Here is a 22185-nt window from a genome sequence, read left to right as displayed (position 1 = left end):
TTATCCTCCTGATTGACGTCCGTGAAAGATGTAACGCGACGCGATTGATCTGTATCCAATCATCACGCTCATCGAGAAATAATGACAGATAGCGCCGATGTGCAAGCGAGTGTTGCTCCCGGCTGGCGGCCTTTCCCGCCCATGATAGTCTCAAAGTATCATCTGCGCTGAAAGAGCGGAGTCGAACATGTTCACACCACGCTATCTGTCCTGGTTGCTCTGTGCCGCCATGCTGCCGCTCAGCGGCTGCGATCGGCAAAAAGTCGCCGATGCGATGGGCGGGAGCGCCCCGCCCTCGGCCGCGCCCGTCACGAGTGCCAGCGCGCCGGCCTATACGCCGCTGAGCGCCGATCAACTGTACCAGTTGGTCAGCCCGGTGGCGCTGTTCCCCGACAAGCTGCTGGCGCAGGTGTTGGCCGGCGCGGGCTATCCTGACCAAATCAGCGCCGCGGATGCCTGGCTGGCGCAAAACCGCGGCTTGCAACCGGCGGCGCTCAGCTCAGCGGCCGACGCTCAGCCCTGGGATCCCAGCGTGCGCGGCCTGGTGCAATTCCCCGACGTGCTCGATCAAATGGCGAAAAACATCCCCTGGACCACCGCCCTGGGCAGCGCCTACCTAAACGATCCCACCGACGTGATGAACGCCATTCAGGTGATGCGTCAACGGGCGGCCAGCCAAGGCACGCTGAAAAACACCCCGCAGCAGCGCATCGTCGTGGCGCCGACGACGCATTATGTCGAACAGCAGCCCTATCGCCAGCGCGTGGTAGCGGCGCCGGGCGAAACCATCGTCATCGAACCCAGCCAGCCGGATACGGTTTACGTCCCGCATTATGATCCCTGGGTGGCCTACGGCGCGCCGATCCCAGCCTATCCGAGCTATCGGTATCAACCTTCGGGCTACAGCGGCGGCGACATGTTGGCGGCCGGCGTGATCAGCTTCGGTGTCGGCATTGCGGTCGCCTCATTGTTCAATCAGCACAACAGCGGCTGGCACAACTGGGATATGCGCTGGGACGATCGACGCCAACCGGTGGTCTACCGCGATGCGCCCTACGTATCGCATTCCACCACCGTGGTGAATCGCGTCACCAACATCAACCAATATAACAACGTGAACACTGTGAATCGCAGCAGCACCAGCACGGTGAACAACTACAATACCGCCGCCGCGCCGGCGCCCCGCGTCACTCAACCGACGCCCATCGGCGCGCCGCAACAGCCGCACGTCGCGCCTGCGGCCCACGCGCCGATGACGTTGCCGAACTTTGCGCATACCCAGCCGGTGGCGCCTCACGTACAGCAGCCGGTAGCCATACACCAGCCGGTAGCGGCCGTCCCGCACGTGCGACAGCCGGTCATCGCGCCTCATGCACAGCAGCCGATGAGCACGCCGACGTTCACGCATGCCGTTCCGACGGCACCTCACCCGCAGCAGCCGACAGCCGTACATTCAGCGCCGCTACAGACGCATCCAATGCCGGCCGCTGCGCCGGTGCATCCAGCCGTCGCGCGCCCGCAGGTTCTGCAGGCCCCACACGTCGCTCAGCCGGTGATCCGCGAACCGGCAGCGCCGCAGCATCCGGCGGCGATAAGCCCGATGCCGGCGCCGCAACAGCGCATCATGCCGCATGCGGCCCCGGCGCCGCAGCGCCATCAGACGTCCGTTCAGCCGATGCCGCATCGCCAGGAGCCGGTGCCCACGAAGCCGCAGGAACACCGCCCAATCGTCGAGCAGCACAAGGTGGGATAAATCAAGAGGATGTCGCCCCGGCGGAATGGCCGGGGCGAAAAGAAAGCATGGCGTTAGCGGCTCACTTTCACCGCGGTGCCGCTGACGGTCACCATCAGCATGCTGCCGTCTTTACCAACGGTTTCATAATCGATATCAATGCCGACCACCGCGTTGGCGCCCAGCTCTTTCGCCTGGTCTTCCAGCTCTTCGAATGCGATCAGGCGCGCCTTGCGCAGCTCTTTCTCATAAGCGCCCGAGCGGCCGCCGACGATATCGCGCACGCCGGCGAAGAAATCACGAAAAATGTTGGCGCCGAGGATCGCTTCGCCGGTGACGACGCCGCAGTATTCGGTGATGGTAAACCCTTCCAGGGTCGGGGTAGTTGAAAGCTGCATCAGAACTCCTTGTTTGATTAATTCAACGTATCTATGACCAGAAGATTGGCATTATGTTCGCTTAATCAATGGCACGCAGTACGAATGCAAGGCCAAAAAACGCATTTATACTGTAAGCTATCGGTCTTCATGGTAGAGACTTTCACATAAGGTAATAAGATGAAAACAAAAACGATTGCGGCTGTTTTACCCTTAGCGCTGTTGCTGAGTGCCTGTACCACGGTGGAACCGGCATACAAGGATATCGGCACCCGCAGCGGCAGCTGTGTGGAAGGCGGCCCGGATACGGTCGCGCAAAAGTTCTATGACCTGCGCATCCAGCAAGGTTCCAGCCTGCCGGACAGCAACCGCCTGGCGCAGCTGCAGCCTTATCTGAGCAAAGTGCTGTATCAGGATCTGGTCAGCGCCGCTCAAAATCCGGGCAAGCATCAGATAACCGGCGATCTGTTCTCCGGCAACGCGCAAGGGCCAAGCAGCGCGTCCGTCGCCAGCGCCTCGACCATTCCCAACACCGATGCGAAGAACATCCCGCTGCGCGTTGACTTGAGCTACCAGAAAGACGCCAACAGTACCGTGAACTGGCAAGACGAAGTGCTGATGGTGCGCGAAGGCACCTGCTGGGTGGTTGATGATATTCGCTACCTGAATGTTCCAGCACACGCCACCAACGGCAGCGTGCGTCAGGTGCTGGAAAACCGATAACCCGCACTCCCCGGCCGACGCGGACCCGCCGCGTCGGTCGTTCCCGTCTCCCCTTGCGCCGCTCAGATTTCGTCCGATAGAAAAAATTTCGCTACCGATCTCACAGCCTGCGCCACAAATCCCCTCCCTCGGCCTGAGTCGCGGTATCTTGTGCTAATCTTTTACTGTCCCGCCGCACACTCATAAATTTTAACGCACAAAGATTGCATAAGTATTCTGTGGAAGTTAACATTTGCGGCATCAATGTCTATTCAATTCTGGCGCATGAGTATTCAACTTAACGGTATCAATTGCTATTACGGCGCTCACCAGGCGCTGTTTGACATCACGCTGGAATGTCCAGCCGGGGAAACCCTGGTGCTGCTTGGCCCAAGCGGCGCCGGGAAAAGTTCATTGCTGCGGGTGCTTAACCTGCTGGAAATGCCGCGTTCGGGTCAGCTAAAGATCGCCGGCAACCAATTCGATTTCAAGCAGGCGCCGGGCGAAAAAGCCATTCGCGAACTGCGGCAAAATGTCGGCATGGTCTTCCAGCAATACAACCTGTGGCCTCACCTCACCGTGGTCCAGAACCTGATAGAAGCGCCTTGCCGCGTGCTGGGTTTGACCAAGGCTCAGGCGATGGAGCGCGCCGACAAGCTGCTCAAGCGTCTGCGCCTGACCGACTTCGCCGATCGCTTTCCGCTGCACCTTTCCGGCGGCCAGCAGCAGCGCGTAGCGATCGCTCGCGCCCTGATGATGGAGCCGCAGGTGCTGCTGTTCGATGAACCGACCGCGGCGCTGGATCCGGAAATCACCGCCCAGATCGTCAGCATCATTCGCGAACTGGCCGGCACCGGCATCACTCAGGTGATCGTCACCCACGAAGTGGAAGTGGCGCGCAAGACCGCCAGCCGCGTGGTGTACATGGAAAACGGCCATGTGATGGAGCAAGGCGACAGCAGCCACTTCACGCAGCCGCGGACCACCGAGTTTGCCAACTACTTATCACACTAACAATTAACTTGCTGTAATTTGGGGAGTTTGCGATGAAAAAACTAATAATCGCCGCCGTTCTGGCCGGCATCAGCGTTTCCGCCTCCGCAGCCGAAACCATCCGTTTCGCTACCGAAGCCTCCTATCCTCCATTTGAATTTATTGACGCCGGCAACAAAATTCAGGGTTTTGATGTCGATCTGGCCAACGCGCTGTGCAAAGAGATGCAGGCCGAGTGCACCTTCACCAATCAGGCGTTCGACAGCCTGATCCCAAGCCTGAAGTTCAAGCGTTTCGATGCGGTCATGGCCGGTATGGACATTACGCCGGAGCGTGAAAAGCAGGTGTTGTTCACCAAGCCGTACTACGATAACTCGGCGCTGTTCATCGCGCAGAAAGGCAAAATCGCCGACGTGGCGGCGCTGAAAGGCAAGAAAGTCGGCGTGCAAAACGGCACCACTCACCAAAAATACCTGACCGACAAGCACCCGGAAATCACCACCGTGCCTTACGACAGCTACCAAAACGCCATTTTGGATCTGAAGAACGGCCGCGTTGATGCGGTGTTCGGCGATACTGCGGTGGTCAACGAGTGGCTGAAGCAGAATGACGCGCTGGCGACAGTGGGCGCCAAAGTAACGGATAAAGACTACTTCGGCACCGGCCTCGGCATCGCGGTACGCCAGAAAAATACCGATCTGCAGGGCAAGTTCAACGCCGCCCTGGACAAGATCAAGCAGGATGGGACCTATGAAACCATCTACAAAAAATGGTTCCAGCAGTAATACGCCCCGATGAATGAATTACAACCTTTAGCAAGCGCCGCCGGCATGACCGTCGGCCTTGCCGTTTGCGCCCTGATCCTCGGGCTGATTCTGGCGATGCTGTTCGCCGTATGGGAATCGTCCCGCTGGAAAGCCGTCAGCTGGCTCGGCACCGCCTGGGTGACCGTGCTGCGCGGCCTGCCGGAAATCCTGGTGGTGCTGTTTATCTATTTCGGCTCGTCGCAGCTGCTGCTGATGCTCTCCGACGGCTTTACCCTTAACCTCGGTCTGTTCCAGTTGCCGATTCAGCTGGCGATCGATAATTTCGAAGTCAGCCCGTTCCTGTGCGGGGTGATCGCCCTGGCCTTGCTCTATTCCGCCTACGCCTCGCAGACGCTGCGCGGCGCGCTCAAAGCGGTGCCGCAGGGGCAGTGGGAATCCGGCCAGGCGCTGGGTCTCGGCAAAGCGGCGATCTTCTTTCGCCTGATCATGCCGCAGATGTGGCGCCATGCCCTGCCCGGCCTCGGCAATCAGTGGCTGGTGCTGCTGAAAGACACCGCGCTGGTGTCGCTGATCAGCGTGAACGACCTGATGTTGCAAACCAAAAGCATCGCCACCCGCACCCAGGAACCCTTTACCTGGTACGTGATCGCGGCGGCCATCTACCTGCTGGTGACGCTGTTCAGCCAATACGTCATCAAGCGCATTGAACTGCGCGCCACGCGCTTTGAGCGGGGGCCGGTCTGATGATTGAATATTTACCGGAAATCCTCAAAGGGCTGCATACCAGCCTGACCCTGACCGTCGCCGCGCTGCTGGTCGCGCTGCTGCTGTCGCTGCTGCTGACGGTGATCCTGACGCTGAAAACGCCGGTTCTGACGCCGCTGGTCAAGGCCTATGTGACGCTGTTCACCGGCACACCGCTGCTGGTGCAGATCTTCCTGATCTACTACGGCCCCGGTCAGTTTCCGGCGATCCGCGACTACCCGTGGCTGTGGAACCTGCTGTCGCAGCCCTGGCTGTGCGCGATGATTGCGCTGGCGCTGAACAGCGCGGCCTATACCACGCAGCTGTTCTACGGCGCGGTGCGCGCCATCCCCGCCGGACAATGGCAGTCGTGCGAAGCGCTGGGCATGTCGCGCCGGCAGACGCTGCGCATTCTGCTGCCGTTCGCCTTCAAGCGCGCGCTGTCATCTTACTCCAACGAAGTGGTGCTGGTGTTCAAAAGCACGTCGCTGGCCTACACCATCACGCTGATGGAAGTGATGGGCTATAGCCAGCTGATGTACGGCCGCACCTACGACGTGATGGTGTTCGGCGCCGCAGGTCTGGTGTACCTGTGCGTCAACGGCCTGCTGACGCTGCTGATGCGGCTGGTGGAGCGCCGCGCGTTGGCGTTTGAGCGCCGCAACTGAAGCCATCCCCCTCTCCAGCCCCGCCATTGCGCGGGGCTTTTTTTATCCCCATTGCAATATTTAATCATTTATATTGCATTTTAATTCACTCAATGGCAGGGTTATCAGCAGGTGTCCTCGCAAAAACCTCTGGCGATTACCAGTAAAAACAAACGATAGCGAAATAATCACTTTCAGGATCCAGACAGGAGCTCTACGCATGAAAAAACTGCTGCTTGCCGCGACGATGTTGGCCGGAATGACCTTCAACGCCACCGCGGCCGAGACTATCCGCTTCGCCGCCTCCGCCACCTATCCGCCATTCGAATCGCTGGACGCCAACAACCAGATCGTCGGTTTCGATATCGACTTGGCCAACGCGCTGTGTAAGCAGATGCAGGCGCAGTGCACTTTCACCAACCAGGCGTTCGACAGCCTGATCGCCGCGCTGAAATTCAAAAAATACGATGCGGTGATTTCCGGTATGGACATCACGCCGGAGCGCAGCAAACAGGTCGCCTTCACCCAACCTTACTATGCCAACTCGGCGATTGTGATCGCGCAAAAAGGCAAGTTCAGCTCGCTGGCGGATCTGAAAGGCAAAAAGCTCGGCATGGAAAATGGCACCACCCACCAGAAATACATGCAGGACAAACACCCGGAGATTAACACCGTCTCTTACGACAGCTACCAGAACGCTATTCTGGAGCTGAAAAACGGCCGTATCGACGGCGTCTTCGGCGATACCGCCGTAGTGAACGAGTGGCTGAAAACCAACCCGCAGCTGGCGCCGGTCGGCGAACATATCACCGATGCGCAATACTTCGGCACCGGCCTCGGCATCGCGGTGCGTCCGGACAATCAGGCGCTACTGGCCAAGCTGAACGCCGCGCTGGACGCCATCAAGGCCGACGGCACCTACAAGGCCATCAACGACAAATGGTTCCCGCAGTAAGTCCGCATGTGGAGTCGCCATCCTTCGGCGGCTCCATCCGATTGCCACCCCATTCGGTTAGTGCTAAATTTGATACTGAATTTAGCATCAAGGATAACATTATGACGGTTCAACCCATTCTTGCCGACTCGGCTGTCAGCATCAGCGATTTTAAGAAATCGCCCAACGCCGCCCTTAAAGAGGCACAAGGGCAACCGGTCGCCGTCCTGACCAACGGTAAGATTTCGGGATATTACGTCTCTCCGGAAACCTGGGAGGCGATCGCGGAATACCTGGAAGATATCGAACTCGCTGAAATCGTTCGTTCACGGATGAACGGCAAACGCATTAAGGTCAATTTGGATGACTTATAAGCTTGAATTCGAAGAACATGCGCTGAAGGAATTTAAAAAACTGTCCCCGGTGATCCGGGAACAGTTCAAAAAAAAGCTGGCATCGGTGCTGGTTAATCCCCACGTCCCCGCCAACAAACTCGCCGGTTTGCCCGATTGCTACAAAATCAAACTCAGAGCCTCAGGCTTTCGTTTGGTATATCGCGTCATGGAAACGGAGATCGTGGTTCTGGTCCTGTCTGTGGGCAAACGCGAACGTTCAGCGGCTTACACGGCTGCCAAAAAGCGCCTTTAACGCCGCACCAACAGCGTCAACACTTCGTAGTGCGCGGTATGCGGGAACATGTCGAACAACTGCACCCGTTCGATGCGGTAGCCCGGCAACATCTCGATATCTTTCGCCATGCTCTCGGCGTTGCAGCTGGAATACAGAATGTAATCCGGCGCCATCCGGCTCAAATAATCGCACAGCGCCTGGCCGATGCCGCGGCGCGGCGGGTTGACCAACACCAGCTGCGGCACCTGCCCTTCGGCGGTGGCGAAGCGGGTGGAATCGAGCGCCTGAAAATCGACCTGCAGTAACCCCAATCGCTGCGCCGACTGACGCGCGCAGGCGATCGCTTCCGCGCTGATTTCGATGCCGGTCAGGCGAGTTTGCGGCTGCGCGCAGTGCAGACCGAAACCGCCGACGCCGCAAAACAGATCCCACATGCTGTCGATACCCAGCGCGCGCACCCAGTCGCGGGCGGTGGCATACAGATCGGCGGCCACCTGCGGGTTGGTTTGGAAGAAGCTTTGCGGGCGGATGAACAGCGGCACCTGATTGAACTGTTCCTCCAGCGCCTGCTGTTCGGTCAGCGCGATCTCGCGCTCCCCTTCCATGATCGCCATATGCACCGGCTGAATATTGGCGGAGATCACCTTGAGCTGCGGCAGCTGCTGCTGCAGCCACGGCAGCGCGGCGCGCAGCTGCGCCAGCTTGGTTTCCGAGCGCAGCACGAAGCGCAGCATCACGCCGCCGTCGAGCGTGCTTTCGGTCAGCAGCAGGTATTTCAGCTCGCCGCGTTTGCGCGCCACGTTATACGGCGTCAGGCCGGCGCGGGCGATGAAGCTTTTCAGCACAGCAAACATCGGCGCAAAGCCGGCGGGATACAGCGGGCAGTCGCTCAGATCGACCGGCGTGCCGTCGCGGTGCAGCATGCCGAGCAGCGGGCGCTCCACGCTGCCGCTGACCACCATCTTGGCTTTATTGCGAAATGCGCTCAGTTCCCCCGCCGCCGGCTGCAGCCACTGCGCGACATCGCGCCCGGCCAGCAGCGATTGCAGGTGATGCTGTTTGTCGGCCAGCTGCTGCGGATAGGGCTTTTCCAGCCACTGACAGGAACGGCAGGTGCCCGCCGTATACAAAGCGCAATGCATGAAGATACCGTGAAGTCCAGGATGACGAATTAAGGGCGCAGAGTTTACCACTCCGCGCGCCTAAAATCTCACTTGCGCGCGGTGAAGAAGCGGCGGCTGGCGGTGGGGACGAACAGCAGCGCCAGGATCACCGCGTCGGGGATCTTTTGCAGGATCAGAACGTGCAGGATTTGGCCGCTGGTTTCCCCTTCCACGGTGAATACCTCGGGGAAGACGCTGCCGATGGTGGCCAGCAGCAGGTAAAGCACCACGATGCACTGACAGGCCACGTAGCCCCAGCGCCCCCAGTTGCGGCCGCGCATCACCGCAAAACCGCAGCTGATTTGCAGGCACAGCAGCATCAGCCCGGCCAGAAAGATAAAGGTGGAATCCCACGCCTGCGCGCTGGTGCTGACAAACTCCTTCGCGCCGTCGACGCCCAGCTCGCCCAGCAGCAGCACCACGCTGATACACTTGATCGCCACCATGGCGGTGCCCGCCACCATCACCGGCACCGGCGCATCCGAAGTCGATCTTATTCCCTGCCCGCTTTTCAGCATGTCTGACATATCCGTGTTCCGCTACGACGCGCCACTGCCCCTACGCCTTTCGCATTGCCGCGTTGTTGGCGGCAGTGTGAAATTCATTGGAGCCATTCAAATGGCGCATGTAAAGTCAGGTAGTTAGTTGCAATACTTATTGATTGCAAAAATAGCAGGTTTGTTACGATTCAGCTACGGGCCGCCCGCTGCAATTCACGCGATCGTTGTTTTTCCGAGCGCGCCATAAACCACCAGGCGATCAGGCCGAGAATGCCCACCACCAGCAGGATCAGGCTGGCCAGCGCGTTAATTTCCGGATTCACCCCCATGCGCACGCTGGAGAACACCAGCATCGGCAACGTGGTGGCGCCCGGGCCGGAGACGAAACTGGCGATCACCAGATCGTCCAGCGACAGGGTAAACGCCAGCATCCAGCCGGAGATCAGCGCCGGCGCAATCATCGGCAAGGTGATGACGAAAAACACCTTCAGCGGCGGCGCCCCCAGGTCCATCGCCGCCTCTTCAATTGAGCGATCCACCTCGCGCAGGCGCGAACTGATCACCACCGCCACATAAGCGGTACAGAAGGTGACATGCGCCAGCCAAATGGTGAACATGCCGCGTTCCGACGGCCAACCGAAGGCGTGCCCCATCGCCACGAACAGCAGCAGCAACGACAGGCCGGTGATCACGTCCGGCATCACCAGCGGCGCGGTCAGCATAAACGCGAAACCGGTCGAACCGCGAAAACGGCCGAAACGCACCATCACCACCGCGGCGATGGCGCCCAGCACCACCGCGGCAGTGGCGGCGGCGGCGGCGATGGTCAGGCTGAGCCCCACCGCGCTAATCATCGCCGAATCGTGGAACAGTTCGCTATACCAGCGCGTGGACCAGCCGGCCCACACCGTCACCAGCTTGGAGCTGTTGAAGGAGTAAATCACCAGCATCAGCATCGGCGCATACAGGAAGGTAAAGCCGACAGTCAGGATGGCGATGCGCCACGGTGAACGCACTACCGGCAAGTTGTTCATGCCTGGCCTCCCATTTCCTTGTTCTGGTGCTTGTGGAACCACAATATTGGCACGATCAGCAACAGCAGCATGATGGTGGCGACCGCCGAGGCCACCGGCCAGTCGCGGTTATTGAAGAACTCCTGCCACAGCACGCGGCCGATCATGATGCTGTCCGGCCCGCCGAGCAGCTCCGGGATCACGAACTCCCCCACCGCCGGAATGAACACCAGCATCGAGCCGGCGATGATGCCGCCGCGCGTCAGCGGCACGATCACGCTGAAAAAGGTTTTCAGCGGCCGGGCGCCCAGATCCAGCGACGCCTCCACCAGCGAGTAATCCAGCCGGATCAGCGCCGTGTAGATCGGCAACACCATAAACGGCAAGTAGGAATAGACGATGCCGATATACACCGCCAGGTTGGTGTGCAGGATCACCAGCGGCTGGTCGATCACCCCTAACCACATCAGAAAGTTGTTCAGCGTGCCGTTGTTTTTCAGAATGCCCATCCAGGCATAGACGCGGATCAGGAACGAGGTCCAGGAAGGCAGGATCACCAGCAACAGCAGGATGTTGCGGGTCGACGCCTTGCTGTGGGCCACCGCCCAGGCCAGCGGATAGCCGATGATCAGGCAACACAACGTCGAAACCGCCGCCACGCGCAGCGACTGCAGATAGGCATCGATATACAGCGGATCGTCGGTGAGCTGCAGGTAGTTGGCGAAGTTGAGCGCGATGTTCAGTTTGCCGTCCACCCAGCTCATCAGCTCGGTGTAGGGCGGCACCGCCATCGCCAACTCCGCCAGGCTGATCTTGAACACGATCAGGAAAGGCAGCATAAACAGCAGCGTCAGCCATAAATACGGCAGCGCGATCACCAGCTTGCGGCCATGGGCCATCAGCAAGCGATGGAACAGCGCCCTGAGGGCGCCGGGCGCTTTGGCCGGCGGTTCCGGCGCGCGTTCAGAAAGCAGGGTCATACGGGTTACTCCTCACCGGATCCACTACACCGTCAACACGACGCAGCTGTCGGTTTCCCAACATAGACGCACTTCATCGCCCCAGGTGGGCATCCCCTTGCGGAAACGATGGCCGTTTTGCAGCTGGGCGCTGATGATCTGCCCGCTGTGCAGCTTCACGTGGTAGATAGACAGATCGCCCAGATAGGAAATGTGCGCCACTTCCCCCACCGCGAAGTTGCAGCCGTCTTCCGGCACTTGTTCGCACAGCAGGATCTTTTCCGGCCGCAGCGCGACCTGGATCGGCACGCCGTCCACCACCGAGGCGTCCGGATCCACTTTGATCGCATGACGCAGCCCCGGGCTTTGCAGGATCAGCGCATCGTCGTGACGCTCTTGCAGCACGCAGTCGAAGACGTTGACCGAACCGATAAATTCGGCGCTGAAGCGGCTGTTCGGATGCTCGTAGATCTCTTCCGGCTCGCCGATCTGCACGAACTTGCCGCGGTTCATGATGGCGATGCGCCCCGCCATGGTCATCGCTTCTTCCTGATCGTGCGTCACCATCACGCAGGTCACGCCGACGCGCTCGAGAATGTCGGTCACTTCCAGCTGCATGCGGTCGCGCAACTTCTTGTCCAGCGCGCCCATGGGCTCATCCAGCAGCAGCAGCTTCGGCCGCTTGGCCAGGCTGCGCGCCAGCGCCACCCGCTGCCGTTGGCCGCCGGAAAGCTGGTGCGGTTTGCGCCTGGCGTACTCCTGCATGTGCACCAGCGCCAGCATTTCCGCCACCCGTTCGGCGATCTCCGCCCGCGGCATTTTGTCCTGCTTAAGGCCAAACGCGATATTCTGCTCCACGGTCATGTGCGGGAACAGCGCGTACGACTGAAACATCATATTGATCGGCCGCTGGTACGGCGGCACATGCGACATATCCTGCCCGTCGAGCACGATCTGCCCTTCCGTCGGCTGTTCAAAACCGGCCAGCATGCGCAGCAAGGTGGACTTGCCGCAGCCGGACGGGCCAAGCAGCGCAAAGATCTCACCCTTATAGATGGTGAGGCTGACGTCTTCGACCGCATTCTGCCCGTCGAAGGTTTTGGTGAGGTTACGGATTTCCAGCAGAGGGGTGAAAACCTTCTGCGACTTGGCTTGAGGACGAGGGATGGCGTCGTTCAATCGGGGTGCTCTCCGGCGTAAAGCGGCACAAAACCACGGCGAGCGCCGTGGCCCAAAACGGCAATGCAGGCGGGGAACACCCGCCTGCCGGTTTACCGACGATGGGGGGCTCCCCCATCATCACTTCCCGCTTTTAACTTTAGTCCATGCGCGGGTAATGACACGGTCCAGCTTCGGCGACTGCACGTTGAGCGTGAACAGCTTGGCGCGCAAATCGGCCGGCGGATAGACGTTCGGGTTATCGCGCACTTCGGCGTTCACCAGCGGCGTGGAATCTTTCACCGCATTGGCGTAGTAAATGTGATTACTGATGTCCGCCATCACGTCCGGCTTGAGCAGGAAGTTCAGGAACTGGTAGGCGGCGTCCTTGCTTTTGGCGTCCGCCGGCATGGCGAACATGTCAAAGTAGGTCAGCGCCCCCTCTTTCGGGATCGCATAGGCCACATTCACGCCGTTCTTCGCCTCTTTGGCGCGGTTGGCCGCCTGCATCACGTCGCCGGACCAGCCGATCGCCACGCAGATGTCACCGTTCGCCAGATCGTTGATGTACTGAGAAGAGTGGAAATAGCGGATGTTCGGCCGCAGCTTCAGCAGCAGATCGTTGGCCGCGCCGGTGTAGTCCGCCGCGTTGGTGCTGTTGGGATCTTTGCCCAGATAATGCAGCACGGTGGCGTAGACCTCGCTCGGCGCATCGAGGAAGGAGACGCCGCAGCTCTTGAGCTTCTCCAGGTTTTCCGGCTTGAAGATCAGATCCCAGCTGTTGACCGGCGCGTCTTTGCCCAGTACCGCCTTCACCTTGTCGACGTTATAGCCGATGCCGGTGGTCACCATCATGTAAGGGATGCCGTATTTGTTGTCTTTGTCGTTATGCGCCACCAGCTTCAGCATCTCGGGATCGAGATTTTTGTAGTTGGGGATCTTGCTCTTGTCGAGCGGCTCGAAAATGCCGGCCTGCGACTGACGCTCGAGGAAGTTGGATGAAGGGACCACCAAATCGTAACCGGTGCTGCCCGCCATCAGTTTGCCTTCCAACACTTCGTTGGAGTCAAAGACGTCGTACACCACTTTGATACCGGTTTCTTTCTGGAATTTGGCCAGGGTATCCGGCGCGATATAGTCGGACCAGTTATACACGTGCAGCGTTTTCTCTTCGGCTGACGCCGTGACGGACGCGGCCATCAACAGACCGGCAACCACACCCGATAACCACTTTTTACGTTGGGTGACCATCCGTAACTTCCTCCAAAACAGGGTAAATCATAGAATTGAACTTGTATCTGCAGCGATACAAAACCTTTCCTGATTGAGCGCAATCGTTGCAACCGCGAAATGAATGGCTATGCATATGATTGCATGCGCCTTTTTGCACTGCCCTGCTCGCGTGGTTACAAGGGAAATCGCAAGCCCTTTGCAGAATCAGCAGCATAGCCGCTGCCATCGCAACCCGCCAGCCCCCAGGGTAAAAAACGCCATTTATCGATTTTTTATGCAATTTTTCTCTATGTGATACGGCATTAACGGCGTAAAAGCCGAGAAAGATCGGGCGGCAGAGGCCAAAGTGCAGAATATTTAATTGCGGAGGGGAGTCACGGCAGCATGCCGCCGGAGCGACGGCATGCTTAAGGTACAGCGAGGATCAGTGCAGCATCGGCTGACGCAAGGCGCCAGCGGGGATCTCTTCTTCGTCCCCCATAAACAGCAGATCGTTCGCCCGCGCCTCGAGGATGACCATCGAGACCTGCTCTTCGCCCTGCTGCATGAAGTGGGTGAACTGCTCGTAGGTGATGCCGACCGCCACGCTCAGCGACTGGCAGACGATCAGCTTCGGCAGGTTGTCGTCCTGAATGTCGACAAAGGCCTTGATGGTCAGCGAGCTGGCGTTGATCTGGCTCAGATCCGCCACCAGCGGGATCAGCGCGGTCGGCTTCACCTCGGCCAGCGCGGAGAACAGAATGACGTTGTCCACCAGATCTATCTTGGCGTCGAACACGCCGTCGAAGTTCTGCATGTGCGGCAGGTGCAGCGCCTGGCAGGAATCGCACTCAAAGAAAGAAATGCCCGACTGATCCAGCCAGCGCCGCAACAGCGCCAAATCGGGGACAATGAGTGAATCCATAATAACCAGCCTCACAATATTCAAAACGCGAAAAGGCGCATAGCTTACGGAATATTCACCCGATACGCCACGATCAATGCGGCTTAATTCACTAATTAAGATATTGCTCGGCGGGAAAAGCGCAACGCGCGTACCGTCAGCCGCCCGATTTCAGGCGGAACCCCGGCCGGCCGCGCTGCTCGATGTATTCGATCATCATGCCGGCAATGTCCAGCCCGGTAGTGGTTTCCACCCCTTCCAGCCCCGGTGAGGCGTTGACCTCCATCACCAGCGGGCCGCGCTCGGCGCGCAGGATATCCACCCCGGCGACGTCCAGCCCCAGCGTGTTCGCCGCTTTGAGCGCAATCGCCCGCTCCCTGGCGGTGATGGTCACTTTGCGGGCGCTGCCGCCACGGTGCAGATTGGAACGAAACTCGCCGGGCTTCGCCTGCCGCTCGATGGCGGCCACCACCCGGCCGCCCACCACCAGGCAGCGCACGTCGCGGCCCTGCGCTTCGCGCACGTACTCCTGCACCAGAATATGGGCGTTCAGGCCGCGAAAGGCGTCGATCACGCTTTCCGCCGCCTGGCGAGTTTCCGCCAGCACCACCCCGATGCCCTGCGTGCCTTCCACCAGCTTGACCACCAGCGGCGCGCCGCCGACCAGTTCGATCAGATCGCCGGTATCGTCCGGTGAATGGGCGAAACCGGTGATCGGCAGATCGATACCCTGCCGGGCCAGCAGTTGCAGCGAACGTAGCTTGTCGCGGGCGCGGGTAATGGCCACGGATTCGTTGAGCGGGTAGCTGCCGAGCAGCTCGAATTGGCGCAGCACCGCGGTGCCGTAAAAGGTGATGGCGGAACCGATGCGCGGGATCACCGCGTCATAACGCTCCAACTGACGGCCGCGATAGTGAATGGTCGGCGCCGCCGGGTTGATGTTCATATAACAGGAAAGCGGATCGATGATATCGATGCTGTGCCCGCGATCTTCCGCCGCTTCACGCAGCCGCTTGCACGAATAGAGCGATCCGTCGCGAGAAAGAATGGCAATTTTCACTCGTCACCCCAAAAAAGGCCAACGCCTGCCCCGCAGGCGGGTTAGCGGCCGCGGCGCTCAGGCGCGCGGATCGCTGTCCTGATGATTTTTCGATGCGTCCGCATCTTGCGGCTTACGGCGATCGTTTTCCGGCGGCAGGCCGCCGCGCATCAGCGGCCCGAACCCCTGCACCACGCGCCATACCAGAAACGCCGCCGCCGGCACCATCAGCGCCACGCCGAGGAAAATCATGCCGACCGCCGCCTGCTGCGACGCCAGCCAGCCCGGCAGCTGCAGGTGCCCGTGAATGCTGAGGTAGGCCAATACCAGCATCACGATGCCCAGCCCTTCCAACACCAGCACCGGGCGCGGTAAGTCACCGAATGAACGCATATTTTTCTTCTCCAGAAGGTCTGCCCCCAGTGTAGTGAATTCCCGTCGGCGGCGACAGCCCCGGCAGACTAATTGGTTACATGAATCAGATTAACAGGTAATTCCTGCTTTTTTTTCACCGCCTCAACGGGCATAGTAGGCGCCATCTGACGCAGGTAATGACTTTTTCGGTGACGGGATGTCGTTGCGGTAGCGAACAATTTTTTGAAAATCCAATTAAGGAGCGTTGCATGTTTGCAGTAATCTTCGGGCGTCCTGGCTGTCCTTATTGTGTCCGCGCTAAAGAACTGGCGGAAAAACTGACTGAAGAACGCGACGATTTCAACTTCCGTTACGTTGACATCCACGCGGAAGGCATCACCAAGGCCGATCTGGAAAAAACCGTCGGTAAACCGGTTGAAACCGTGCCGCAGATCTTCCTGGATGAGAAGCACATCGGCGGTTGCACCGATTTCGAAGCTTACGCTAAAGAACACCTGAACCTGTTCCAGTAAGTTTTTGAACGACAAAAAAGGCGCTTAACGCGCCTTTTTTTATTGCCGCTGCCGCCGATGCAGCTGCTGGAGCGTGTGCAACAGACCGAGGGCGAACAGCATCAGCATCGCGCCGAACACGCACCAGAACACCGCGCTGGTGGCGTAAGCCAGCTCCTGCCAGAACGAATAGGACGGCGTCAGCCAGAAGTGACGGATCAGCAGGCAGAGCGGCAAGGCATAAAGCGCCCCCAGCAGCGGACACAGCAGCCGCTTGCGGCTCGACAGATAGCTGGCGATCGCGCCGGGGATCACAAACAGCAGCAGGCCGGTTTCCCCGTGGTGCTCATGATCCGTGCTGCCGAACAGGCCGGTTTGCTGGCCGAGAAACACCAGGTTGAACAACAGAAAACAGCTGAGAATGCCCAGCCAATATCGATAACTCGTCATGCGAATTCTCCCCCGCCCAATTACCGCATCAATAGAAATCAGCCCAGCCACCCGTGAGGTGACGCTGAACCGAATTTTTTCCTTGGCCAAAAGAGAGTTAAATGCGCACGGTGGCGCAGGAAATCAGCTTTCTGTGCTGGCTGTCATCGGTCATAGCGTCTAGAATGAACGCCGCCGAACGATGGTTCGCTTCGCTTTCTGCTGGTGGTGATTTATGACGTCGTTTTAAGGCTGAATTTATCTCTTATAGTTATCTATATCAAGCACTTACTGGTAAACAATAAGTTATCCTCCGTGAACATAAACGTCGCTAGTTTGTTAAACGGTAACTACATTCTGTTACTGTTCGTGGTACTCGCGCTGGGGCTGTGCCTCGGTAAACTCCGTCTGGGCTCCGTCCAACTCGGTAATTCCATTGGCGTTTTAGTGGTTTCCCTGTTGCTCGGCCAGCAACACTTCGCCATTAACACCGAGGCGCTGAATCTCGGCTTCATGCTGTTTATTTTCTGCGTCGGGGTGGAAGCCGGGCCTAACTTTTTCTCGATTTTCTTCCGCGACGGTAAAAATTACCTGATGCTGGCGCTGGTAATGGTCGGTTCGGCGATGGTGATCGCCATCGGTCTCGGCAAGCTGTTCCACTGGGACATCGGCCTGACCGCCGGCATGCTGGCCGGCTCGATGACCTCCACGCCGGTGCTGGTGGGGGCCGGCGATACGCTGCGCAACACCATCGTCAACGGCCCGGCGCTGCTGGCGGCGCAGGATCATCTGAGCCTCGGCTATGCCCTCACCTACCTGATCGGTCTGGTCAGCCTGATTTTTGGCGCGCGCTACCTGCCGAAGCTGCAGCACCAGGATCTGTCCACCTCCGCCCAGCAAATCGCTCGTGAACGCGGCCTGGACACCGACAGCCAGCGCAAGGTCTACCTGCCGGTGATCCGCGCCTACCGCGTCGGCCCCGAGCTGGTGGCCTGGGCCGACGGCAAGAACCTGCGCGAGCTGGGCATCTACCGCCAGACCGGCTGCTACATCGAACGCATCCGCCGCAACGGCATTCTGGCCAACCCGGACGGTGACGCGGTGCTGCAGGTGGGCGATGAGATCTCGCTGGTCGGCTACCCGGACGCCCACGCGCGGCTGGATCCGAGCTTCCGCAACGGTAAGGAAGTGTTCGATCGCGATCTGCTCGACATGCGCATCGTGACCGAAGAGATCGTGGTGAAGAACAGCAACGCAGTGAACAAACGCCTGAGCCAGCTGAAGCTGACCGACCACGGCTGCTTCCTCAACCGCGTGATCCGCAGCCAGATCGAAATGCCGATCGACGACAGCATCGTGCTCAACAAAGGCGACGTGCTGCAGGTGAGCGGCGACGCGCGCCGGGTGAAGAGCGTGGCGGAGAAAATTGGCTTTATCTCGATTCACAGCCAGGTGACCGATCTGCTGGCGTTCTGCGCCTTCTTCATCATCGGCCTTTTGATCGGCCAGATCACCATACAGTTCAGCAACTTCTCGTTCGGCATCGGCAACGCCGCCGGCCTGCTGATGTCCGGCATTATGCTCGGCTTCCTGCGCGCCAACCACCCGACCTTCGGCTACATTCCGCAGGGGGCGCTGAACATGGTGAAAGAGTTCGGCCTGATGGTGTTTATGGCGGGCGTAGGCCTGAGCGCCGGCGCCGGCATCGGCCACAGCCTGGGCGCGGTCGGCGGCCAGATGCTGATCGCCGGGCTGATCGTCAGCCTGGTGCCGGTGATTATCTGCTTCCTGTTCGGTGCCTACGTGCTGCGCATGAACCGCGCCCTGCTGTTCGGCGCGATTATGGGCGCCCGCACCTGCGCACCGGCGATGGAGATCATCAGCGATACCGCGCGCAGCAACATCCCGGCGCTGGGTTACGCCGGCACCTACGCCATCGCTAACGTGCTGTTAACGCTGGCGGGTTCACTCATCGTGGTGCTATGGCCGGGCATACTCGGCTGATCGATTAGCGGGAGAGATGGATCGGCGATAAAAATATTTTGATTTTTTTGTCGCCGGCCAGAACTTTCGTTGGGGGCCGCAGTCTGAATTAGTGCCACTGCTTTTCTTTGATGTCCCCATTTTGTGGAGCCCGATAATCCCGCCTTTTAGGTTCAAGATTATCGGGTTTTTTGTTGCCTTTAAAAAATATCATTACTAAACAAGTAGCTACAAGTTGGGCTGTTATCCTATGGCGATAAAGTGGCGACACAACTTCAACAACCTGCTTTATGATCAATCTGTTGCCTCCCCCCTTACCTCTCTAGTAACATGTACTCGTCCTTAACAAAAATGCAAAAGGAGGATTTCTTGACCCAATTTTTGCACACTGCTTTAGATTTTTAGTTCGGCCTAAAATTATACGGTAGTTGGCTTTTAGCTGTAAAAAGCGGTAATGGACAGATGCATGAGTGAGGAAAATTGAACCGGGCGCTAGATCAGTGACGATACTTTAGTCCTACTGACGAATGAAGGCTGCCGACTTTGTGTTCCCGCTAACCCCAAGTAGAGAGAGTCATCTACCACTGATATTCTATGACTCGCACCGAACTTTTGCATCACCCCAAATTATTTGTATGAGACATTCCGAACTTGTAGTAATTTCGGACGGGGTTCACCCCCCCCCCCAGCTCCACCAAATAAAACAAGGGGTTACGTGAAAACGAAGCCCCTTTTTCTTATCAATGGCGGCAAAGTGGCGACGGCCAAATGCAGGTGCGCATGGACGATATTAAAACAGCCAGTACACGGTTAATCTTATCCTCTGCTGGCCTCATTCTCTTTTTAGGGGGCTGGGCATCTTTCGCGGACTCTATCCCGATTGGCAATCTGGGGCTAAAACTAACCTCACTGCATGTTGCTCCTATTATATTGATCGCTTTTTGGCTCTTTAGCTGGCAGCGTTTTTTTGTGTTATCTCGGGACTCTAACAAGCCAATAATTGACGATTTAATGTTCAAAAATGTTAATACCTCTAAGCTCGTCTATTCGATATTTCAACCCGCATTGTTTGGTTTACCTGATGCCAAAGGGATAGCAAAATGGGGGTGGGCCCATGCAGAAATCCCAAATAAAGCCCCACATGACCATATATTTTATAAGAGAACATTTTTTAAGCGTTTATTCATGTTCCAGTACTTCGGCAATGACGTAAATGACCAAGCATTATTCGTCCACTTTGGCCCAGCGGCTCCCAATGTTAATAACGGAGCTGTAACACCAATAAAACTTGGATATTGGAAATGTATACTCTTTGAAATCAAGGTATTAACTCCTAGATTTTTTGATAATCCAATTATTGGATTCCATTATTTCCCCCACATTTTCGCCTGGATCGCTTTCACCTATCTGTGCATTTGGAGCGTTGGTCTGGTGATATAAATTTCAGTTACTCCATAACTACCGCATACCCTACTAACCCTTGCCACACCTGGCCTGCCGCGTTCTGGCGGCTTTTCCGCGCGATCCACTCCAAACGATCCGTGATCCACGTAATTTATATTTATTACATATTTTTCAATGCGTTGTGATTTACACCCATAACACTGCGTGATCCGAAAACTGAAAAACACTGAAATTCTTTTCAATCTTTTCAGTTTGGGTTTGCTCGCAAAGCCCCAGGCGTGGCGCGGCCCGGCGGGATGTTTTGTAGAAAATCAGAACTGAAAAAATTTCCCGATCCAAATTGCGCAGGCGGGTGCGGTGTAGTGCCGTTTTCGTGGGCAAGATGTTTATTTCGTGGGGTTTCTGCCGCGCTGGCGGCTCGGTGCTACGGTGATCGAATTTGTTCGCGTGGGATTGTCGCTGGGGTGGCTGACGTCTTAGAAAGGCGCACAGGCGCGCCAAATGGCAGGCATGAAAAAGCCCACGCGGGCCGGGCCGGTATTCCCTGATGCTGCTATGTACTCCTGTTTACTTTCTACACTGTTGCACGCTCAATTGATAATTGGTTGTGTAGATCAATTCCCCGTTATCGATCGGTTCAAACAATTAATATTGCCTGCTAGTCAACTGTATCACGTACTGTCATAAGCCATGGAAACAGCTCAACATAACGCGACTAGAATAGTTTATATATATTCTTATCGGTTAATTCATTGTTTTGCCAACTTTCCTTTAGGGAGCAACTCAGTACGGAGAAGATTCACAAGCTGCTTAAATTCACCTGAACTACGAAAAGATCGGTACATGTAAATTAAGTTAACATCCAATTCATCTAAACAAGATGAAAGTTCTTGGTCGCCTCCTGCCCCAAAAAAAACATTGAATTTCATACCGGGTATGAAGAACGACATGTGCATATTTTTTTCAATATCACCTGTAGGAAGAGACATTATAGGCAATGGTTCAGAGTCGTTATCTACACACACTGTAATATAGATATCTTTAGGAAACACATCCCTTTTAAGCAAATAATTCTGCAAAGAATCCCTAAACTCACTCGGGAGAGAATTATTCAAATCTGCAATATCGTCAACTCCCCAATCTGTCGCAGTTACCCTCCAAACGATACTGGCTGCAAAGTACATGAATTTTTCGGAATTCAATCTATCTATATCTTTTGGGTTAAAAAAAGAAGAACCATTTACATGAATACTTGGTGTCGAGTTATCCAGCATCATCTTCAACTCGAACGTCTGTTCATTCTTCATGCATTTTCCTACCACATATTTTTCACCATATTTATTAAAGTTATCCTCACAAACCTTACAGAGTAATTTTTTTGTAACTTGCATATTTGTATAAAGCACAGACTTTTGACTTTTACTGGCCCATACTGGTGCTGTATCATGAGGGTTAAAGTTACGAGTTATAATCTTATATATACTTTTTGGCATTAGGTGACTATTCTGCAACGTGGACAACGTCCCACATAACCCACATTTTTCTTCAACCATATTTTTCTTCATTAATATTTACCCCTCATAATATTCTCCATCCGTTATAGTCAATATTTAACAAAAACTGCTATTTCTGAAAGTAGCTCGATTTAAGGTTTAGTTTAGTTCAAACCTATCCTATCACCGGAGCGTACTTGGTTTTCAACTGGCCTGATTTCGCGCCAGCTACGCTAATCGCTGCGGCGTTCTGCGGCCCACCGGTGTTGCTGTGCGTATGGGTGGCAGTCTGCTGAGCCAGCTCCTGCACCACCTCCAGCGTTTCCAGCATCAAGGCCATCACGTTGATTTGCTGGCTCCCCACCCATACCACCGGGGCGATCACTTCCTGGCGCGCTGCCGCTATGCTGCTGCGGATTTTGCCGATCTTCTCCATCAGGCTACCGGCCACCGCCGTGGTGGCATCGCCGCCCACGCTGGCCACTGGCAAGCTGTTGGGCTTTGCCTCGTTGGTTGGCACCGCCGGCAAGCAATTA

At 57.0% G+C, this 22185-nt stretch carries 24 protein-coding genes and 1 pseudogene; 12 read left to right on the top strand and 13 right to left on the bottom strand.

What is annotated here, in order from left to right; genetic code table 11:
• The first annotated feature begins 187 nt into the window (after positions 1–187).
• Positions 188–1753: a DUF3300 domain-containing protein gene (locus ACP3TA_RS14040; RefSeq protein WP_197789771.1), complete on the top strand. Its 1566-nt coding sequence runs from the start codon at positions 188–190 to the stop codon at positions 1751–1753.
• Positions 1754–1806: 53 nt separating this feature from the next.
• Here ACP3TA_RS14040 and ACP3TA_RS14035 read toward each other — a convergent pair whose 3' ends face one another.
• Positions 1807–2130: a heavy metal-binding domain-containing protein gene (locus ACP3TA_RS14035; RefSeq protein ID WP_004928400.1), complete on the bottom strand. Its 324-nt coding sequence runs from the start codon at positions 2128–2130 to the stop codon at positions 1807–1809.
• 159 nt (positions 2131–2289) lie between these two features.
• On the opposite strand from ACP3TA_RS14035, the gene ACP3TA_RS14030 reads away from it, so the two are divergent.
• The 8 genes from ACP3TA_RS14030 to ACP3TA_RS13995 all read left to right on the top strand — a co-directional run bounded on the left by ACP3TA_RS14030 (position 2290) and on the right by ACP3TA_RS13995 (position 7544).
• Positions 2290–2832, top strand: a complete 543-nt coding sequence (locus ACP3TA_RS14030) for a lipoprotein (RefSeq protein ID WP_033642535.1) — start codon at positions 2290–2292, stop codon at positions 2830–2832.
• Positions 2833–3096: 264 nt separating this feature from the next.
• Positions 3097–3825, top strand: coding sequence for an arginine ABC transporter ATP-binding protein ArtP (gene artP, locus ACP3TA_RS14025; RefSeq protein ID WP_089195472.1), 729 nt, complete (start codon positions 3097–3099; stop codon positions 3823–3825).
• A gap of 32 nt (positions 3826–3857) precedes the next feature.
• Complete coding sequence (gene artJ, locus ACP3TA_RS14020; protein ID WP_033642533.1) at positions 3858–4589, top strand: arginine ABC transporter substrate-binding protein; 732 nt, start codon at positions 3858–3860, stop codon at positions 4587–4589.
• 9 nt (positions 4590–4598) lie between these two features.
• A complete protein-coding gene (gene artQ / locus ACP3TA_RS14015) occupies positions 4599–5315 on the top strand; it encodes an arginine ABC transporter permease ArtQ (protein WP_025159684.1) in 717 nt (238 codons plus the stop codon).
• Complete coding sequence (artM, locus tag ACP3TA_RS14010; RefSeq protein ID WP_033650651.1) at positions 5315–5983, top strand: arginine ABC transporter permease ArtM; 669 nt, start codon at positions 5315–5317, stop codon at positions 5981–5983. Before artQ ends, artM begins: the two co-directional genes overlap by 1 nt.
• Positions 5984–6182: 199 nt before the next feature.
• A complete protein-coding gene (gene artJ / locus ACP3TA_RS14005; protein WP_015377297.1) occupies positions 6183–6917 on the top strand; it encodes an arginine ABC transporter substrate-binding protein in 735 nt (244 codons plus the stop codon).
• A gap of 101 nt (positions 6918–7018) precedes the next feature.
• Positions 7019–7270 (top strand): type II toxin-antitoxin system Phd/YefM family antitoxin, encoded by a 252-nt coding sequence (locus ACP3TA_RS14000; protein ID WP_004928423.1) that lies wholly within the window; start codon positions 7019–7021, stop codon positions 7268–7270.
• Positions 7260–7544: a type II toxin-antitoxin system RelE family toxin gene (locus ACP3TA_RS13995; protein WP_033633469.1), complete on the top strand. Its 285-nt coding sequence runs from the start codon at positions 7260–7262 to the stop codon at positions 7542–7544. The genes ACP3TA_RS14000 and ACP3TA_RS13995 overlap by 11 nt, the downstream gene beginning before the upstream one ends.
• On the opposite strand, the gene rlmC is transcribed toward ACP3TA_RS13995, so the two are convergent.
• From rlmC to ACP3TA_RS13950, 9 genes are all read right to left on the bottom strand, one after another.
• Positions 7541–8668: a 23S rRNA (uracil(747)-C(5))-methyltransferase RlmC gene (gene rlmC / locus ACP3TA_RS13990; RefSeq protein ID WP_033650649.1), complete on the bottom strand. Its 1128-nt coding sequence runs from the start codon at positions 8666–8668 to the stop codon at positions 7541–7543. The two genes, ACP3TA_RS13995 and rlmC, sit on opposite strands and share 4 nt — an antisense overlap.
• A gap of 68 nt (positions 8669–8736) precedes the next feature.
• Complete coding sequence (locus tag ACP3TA_RS13985) at positions 8737–9216, bottom strand: YbjO family protein (RefSeq protein ID WP_047024958.1); 480 nt, start codon at positions 9214–9216, stop codon at positions 8737–8739.
• Between the two features lie 161 nt (positions 9217–9377).
• On the bottom strand, positions 9378–10223 hold the full coding sequence (gene potI / locus ACP3TA_RS13980) for a putrescine ABC transporter permease PotI (protein WP_042784088.1): 846 nt from the start codon (positions 10221–10223) through the stop codon (positions 9378–9380).
• Complete coding sequence (gene potH, locus ACP3TA_RS13975; RefSeq protein ID WP_042784087.1) at positions 10220–11182, bottom strand: putrescine ABC transporter permease PotH; 963 nt, start codon at positions 11180–11182, stop codon at positions 10220–10222. The genes potI and potH overlap by 4 nt, the downstream gene beginning before the upstream one ends.
• A gap of 24 nt (positions 11183–11206) precedes the next feature.
• Positions 11207–12340, bottom strand: coding sequence for a putrescine ABC transporter ATP-binding subunit PotG (gene potG, locus ACP3TA_RS13970; RefSeq protein ID WP_069100891.1), 1134 nt, complete (start codon positions 12338–12340; stop codon positions 11207–11209).
• Positions 12341–12460: 120 nt separating this feature from the next.
• On the bottom strand, positions 12461–13570 hold the full coding sequence (potF, locus tag ACP3TA_RS13965) for a spermidine/putrescine ABC transporter substrate-binding protein PotF (protein ID WP_033650647.1): 1110 nt from the start codon (positions 13568–13570) through the stop codon (positions 12461–12463).
• A 406-nt stretch (positions 13571–13976) separates the two neighbouring features.
• Positions 13977–14456 (bottom strand): YbjN domain-containing protein, encoded by a 480-nt coding sequence (locus tag ACP3TA_RS13960; RefSeq protein WP_047572081.1) that lies wholly within the window; start codon positions 14454–14456, stop codon positions 13977–13979.
• Positions 14457–14592: 136 nt separating this feature from the next.
• Positions 14593–15495 (bottom strand): 30S ribosomal protein S6--L-glutamate ligase, encoded by a 903-nt coding sequence (gene rimK / locus ACP3TA_RS13955; protein ID WP_426784323.1) that lies wholly within the window; start codon positions 15493–15495, stop codon positions 14593–14595.
• A gap of 57 nt (positions 15496–15552) precedes the next feature.
• Positions 15553–15867, bottom strand: coding sequence for a YbjC family protein (locus tag ACP3TA_RS13950; protein ID WP_033642522.1), 315 nt, complete (start codon positions 15865–15867; stop codon positions 15553–15555).
• A gap of 230 nt (positions 15868–16097) precedes the next feature.
• On the opposite strand from ACP3TA_RS13950, the gene ACP3TA_RS13945 reads away from it, so the two are divergent.
• Positions 16098–16361 (top strand): GrxA family glutaredoxin, encoded by a 264-nt coding sequence (locus tag ACP3TA_RS13945; RefSeq protein WP_004938676.1) that lies wholly within the window; start codon positions 16098–16100, stop codon positions 16359–16361.
• 39 nt (positions 16362–16400) lie between these two features.
• Here the strand turns inward: ACP3TA_RS13945 and ACP3TA_RS13940 are convergent, their stop codons facing one another.
• Positions 16401–16790, bottom strand: coding sequence for an inner membrane protein YbjM (locus ACP3TA_RS13940; RefSeq protein ID WP_033642521.1), 390 nt, complete (start codon positions 16788–16790; stop codon positions 16401–16403).
• A 294-nt stretch (positions 16791–17084) separates the two neighbouring features.
• Here ACP3TA_RS13940 and ACP3TA_RS13935 point away from each other — a divergent pair, with 294 nt between their 5' ends.
• Together ACP3TA_RS13935 and ACP3TA_RS13930 are read left to right on the top strand one after the other, a co-directional pair.
• On the top strand, positions 17085–18773 hold the full coding sequence (locus tag ACP3TA_RS13935; RefSeq protein ID WP_004938680.1) for an aspartate:alanine antiporter: 1689 nt from the start codon (positions 17085–17087) through the stop codon (positions 18771–18773).
• A 759-nt stretch (positions 18774–19532) separates the two neighbouring features.
• Positions 19533–20192 carry a hypothetical protein gene (locus tag ACP3TA_RS13930; protein WP_426784321.1) on the top strand — a complete coding sequence of 220 codons (660 nt, stop codon included), beginning with the start codon at positions 19533–19535 and terminating at the stop codon, positions 20190–20192.
• 713 nt (positions 20193–20905) lie between these two features.
• Here the strand turns inward: ACP3TA_RS13930 and ACP3TA_RS13925 are convergent.
• Positions 20906–21721, bottom strand: coding sequence for a hypothetical protein (locus tag ACP3TA_RS13925; protein WP_426784319.1), 816 nt, complete (start codon positions 21719–21721; stop codon positions 20906–20908).
• 103 nt (positions 21722–21824) lie between these two features.
• Positions 21825–22133: pseudogene (locus ACP3TA_RS13920) on the bottom strand (hypothetical protein); the annotation flags it as partial.
• Positions 22134–22185: the final 52 nt, after the last annotated feature.

Origin of the sequence: Serratia sp. 2C06, from assembly GCF_050037615.1 — a bacterium.
GTDB lineage: Bacteria > Pseudomonadota > Gammaproteobacteria > Enterobacterales > Enterobacteriaceae > Serratia > Serratia ureilytica.
The sequence above is the reverse complement of the archived record's forward strand: the minus strand, read 5'-3'. Positions and strand labels throughout refer to the sequence as shown.

Excerpts from the sequence above, each read along its gene's own strand:
- ACP3TA_RS14040 (WP_197789771.1), top strand. The coding sequence starts at position 188 with ATGTTCACACCACGCTATCTGTCCTGGTTGCTCTGTGCCGCCATGCTG.
- ACP3TA_RS14035 (WP_004928400.1), bottom strand. The coding sequence starts at position 2,130 with ATGCAGCTTTCAACTACCCCGACCCTGGAAGGGTTTACCATCACCGAA.
- ACP3TA_RS14030 (WP_033642535.1), top strand. The coding sequence starts at position 2,290 with ATGAAAACAAAAACGATTGCGGCTGTTTTACCCTTAGCGCTGTTGCTG.
- artP (WP_089195472.1), top strand. The coding sequence starts at position 3,097 with ATGAGTATTCAACTTAACGGTATCAATTGCTATTACGGCGCTCACCAG.
- artJ (WP_033642533.1), top strand. The coding sequence starts at position 3,858 with ATGAAAAAACTAATAATCGCCGCCGTTCTGGCCGGCATCAGCGTTTCC.
- artQ (WP_025159684.1), top strand. The coding sequence starts at position 4,599 with ATGAATGAATTACAACCTTTAGCAAGCGCCGCCGGCATGACCGTCGGC.
- artM (WP_033650651.1), top strand. The coding sequence starts at position 5,315 with ATGATTGAATATTTACCGGAAATCCTCAAAGGGCTGCATACCAGCCTG.
- artJ (WP_015377297.1), top strand. The coding sequence starts at position 6,183 with ATGAAAAAACTGCTGCTTGCCGCGACGATGTTGGCCGGAATGACCTTC.
- ACP3TA_RS14000 (WP_004928423.1), top strand. The coding sequence starts at position 7,019 with ATGACGGTTCAACCCATTCTTGCCGACTCGGCTGTCAGCATCAGCGAT.
- ACP3TA_RS13995 (WP_033633469.1), top strand. The coding sequence starts at position 7,260 with ATGACTTATAAGCTTGAATTCGAAGAACATGCGCTGAAGGAATTTAAA.
- rlmC (WP_033650649.1), bottom strand. The coding sequence starts at position 8,668 with ATGCATTGCGCTTTGTATACGGCGGGCACCTGCCGTTCCTGTCAGTGG.
- ACP3TA_RS13985 (WP_047024958.1), bottom strand. The coding sequence starts at position 9,216 with ATGTCAGACATGCTGAAAAGCGGGCAGGGAATAAGATCGACTTCGGAT.
- potI (WP_042784088.1), bottom strand. The coding sequence starts at position 10,223 with ATGAACAACTTGCCGGTAGTGCGTTCACCGTGGCGCATCGCCATCCTG.
- potH (WP_042784087.1), bottom strand. The coding sequence starts at position 11,182 with ATGACCCTGCTTTCTGAACGCGCGCCGGAACCGCCGGCCAAAGCGCCC.
- potF (WP_033650647.1), bottom strand. The coding sequence starts at position 13,570 with ATGGTCACCCAACGTAAAAAGTGGTTATCGGGTGTGGTTGCCGGTCTG.
- ACP3TA_RS13960 (WP_047572081.1), bottom strand. The coding sequence starts at position 14,456 with ATGGATTCACTCATTGTCCCCGATTTGGCGCTGTTGCGGCGCTGGCTG.
- ACP3TA_RS13950 (WP_033642522.1), bottom strand. The coding sequence starts at position 15,867 with ATGCGTTCATTCGGTGACTTACCGCGCCCGGTGCTGGTGTTGGAAGGG.
- ACP3TA_RS13945 (WP_004938676.1), top strand. The coding sequence starts at position 16,098 with ATGTTTGCAGTAATCTTCGGGCGTCCTGGCTGTCCTTATTGTGTCCGC.
- ACP3TA_RS13940 (WP_033642521.1), bottom strand. The coding sequence starts at position 16,790 with ATGACGAGTTATCGATATTGGCTGGGCATTCTCAGCTGTTTTCTGTTG.
- ACP3TA_RS13930 (WP_426784321.1), top strand. The coding sequence starts at position 19,533 with ATGGACGATATTAAAACAGCCAGTACACGGTTAATCTTATCCTCTGCT.
- ACP3TA_RS13925 (WP_426784319.1), bottom strand. The coding sequence starts at position 21,721 with ATGAAGAAAAATATGGTTGAAGAAAAATGTGGGTTATGTGGGACGTTG.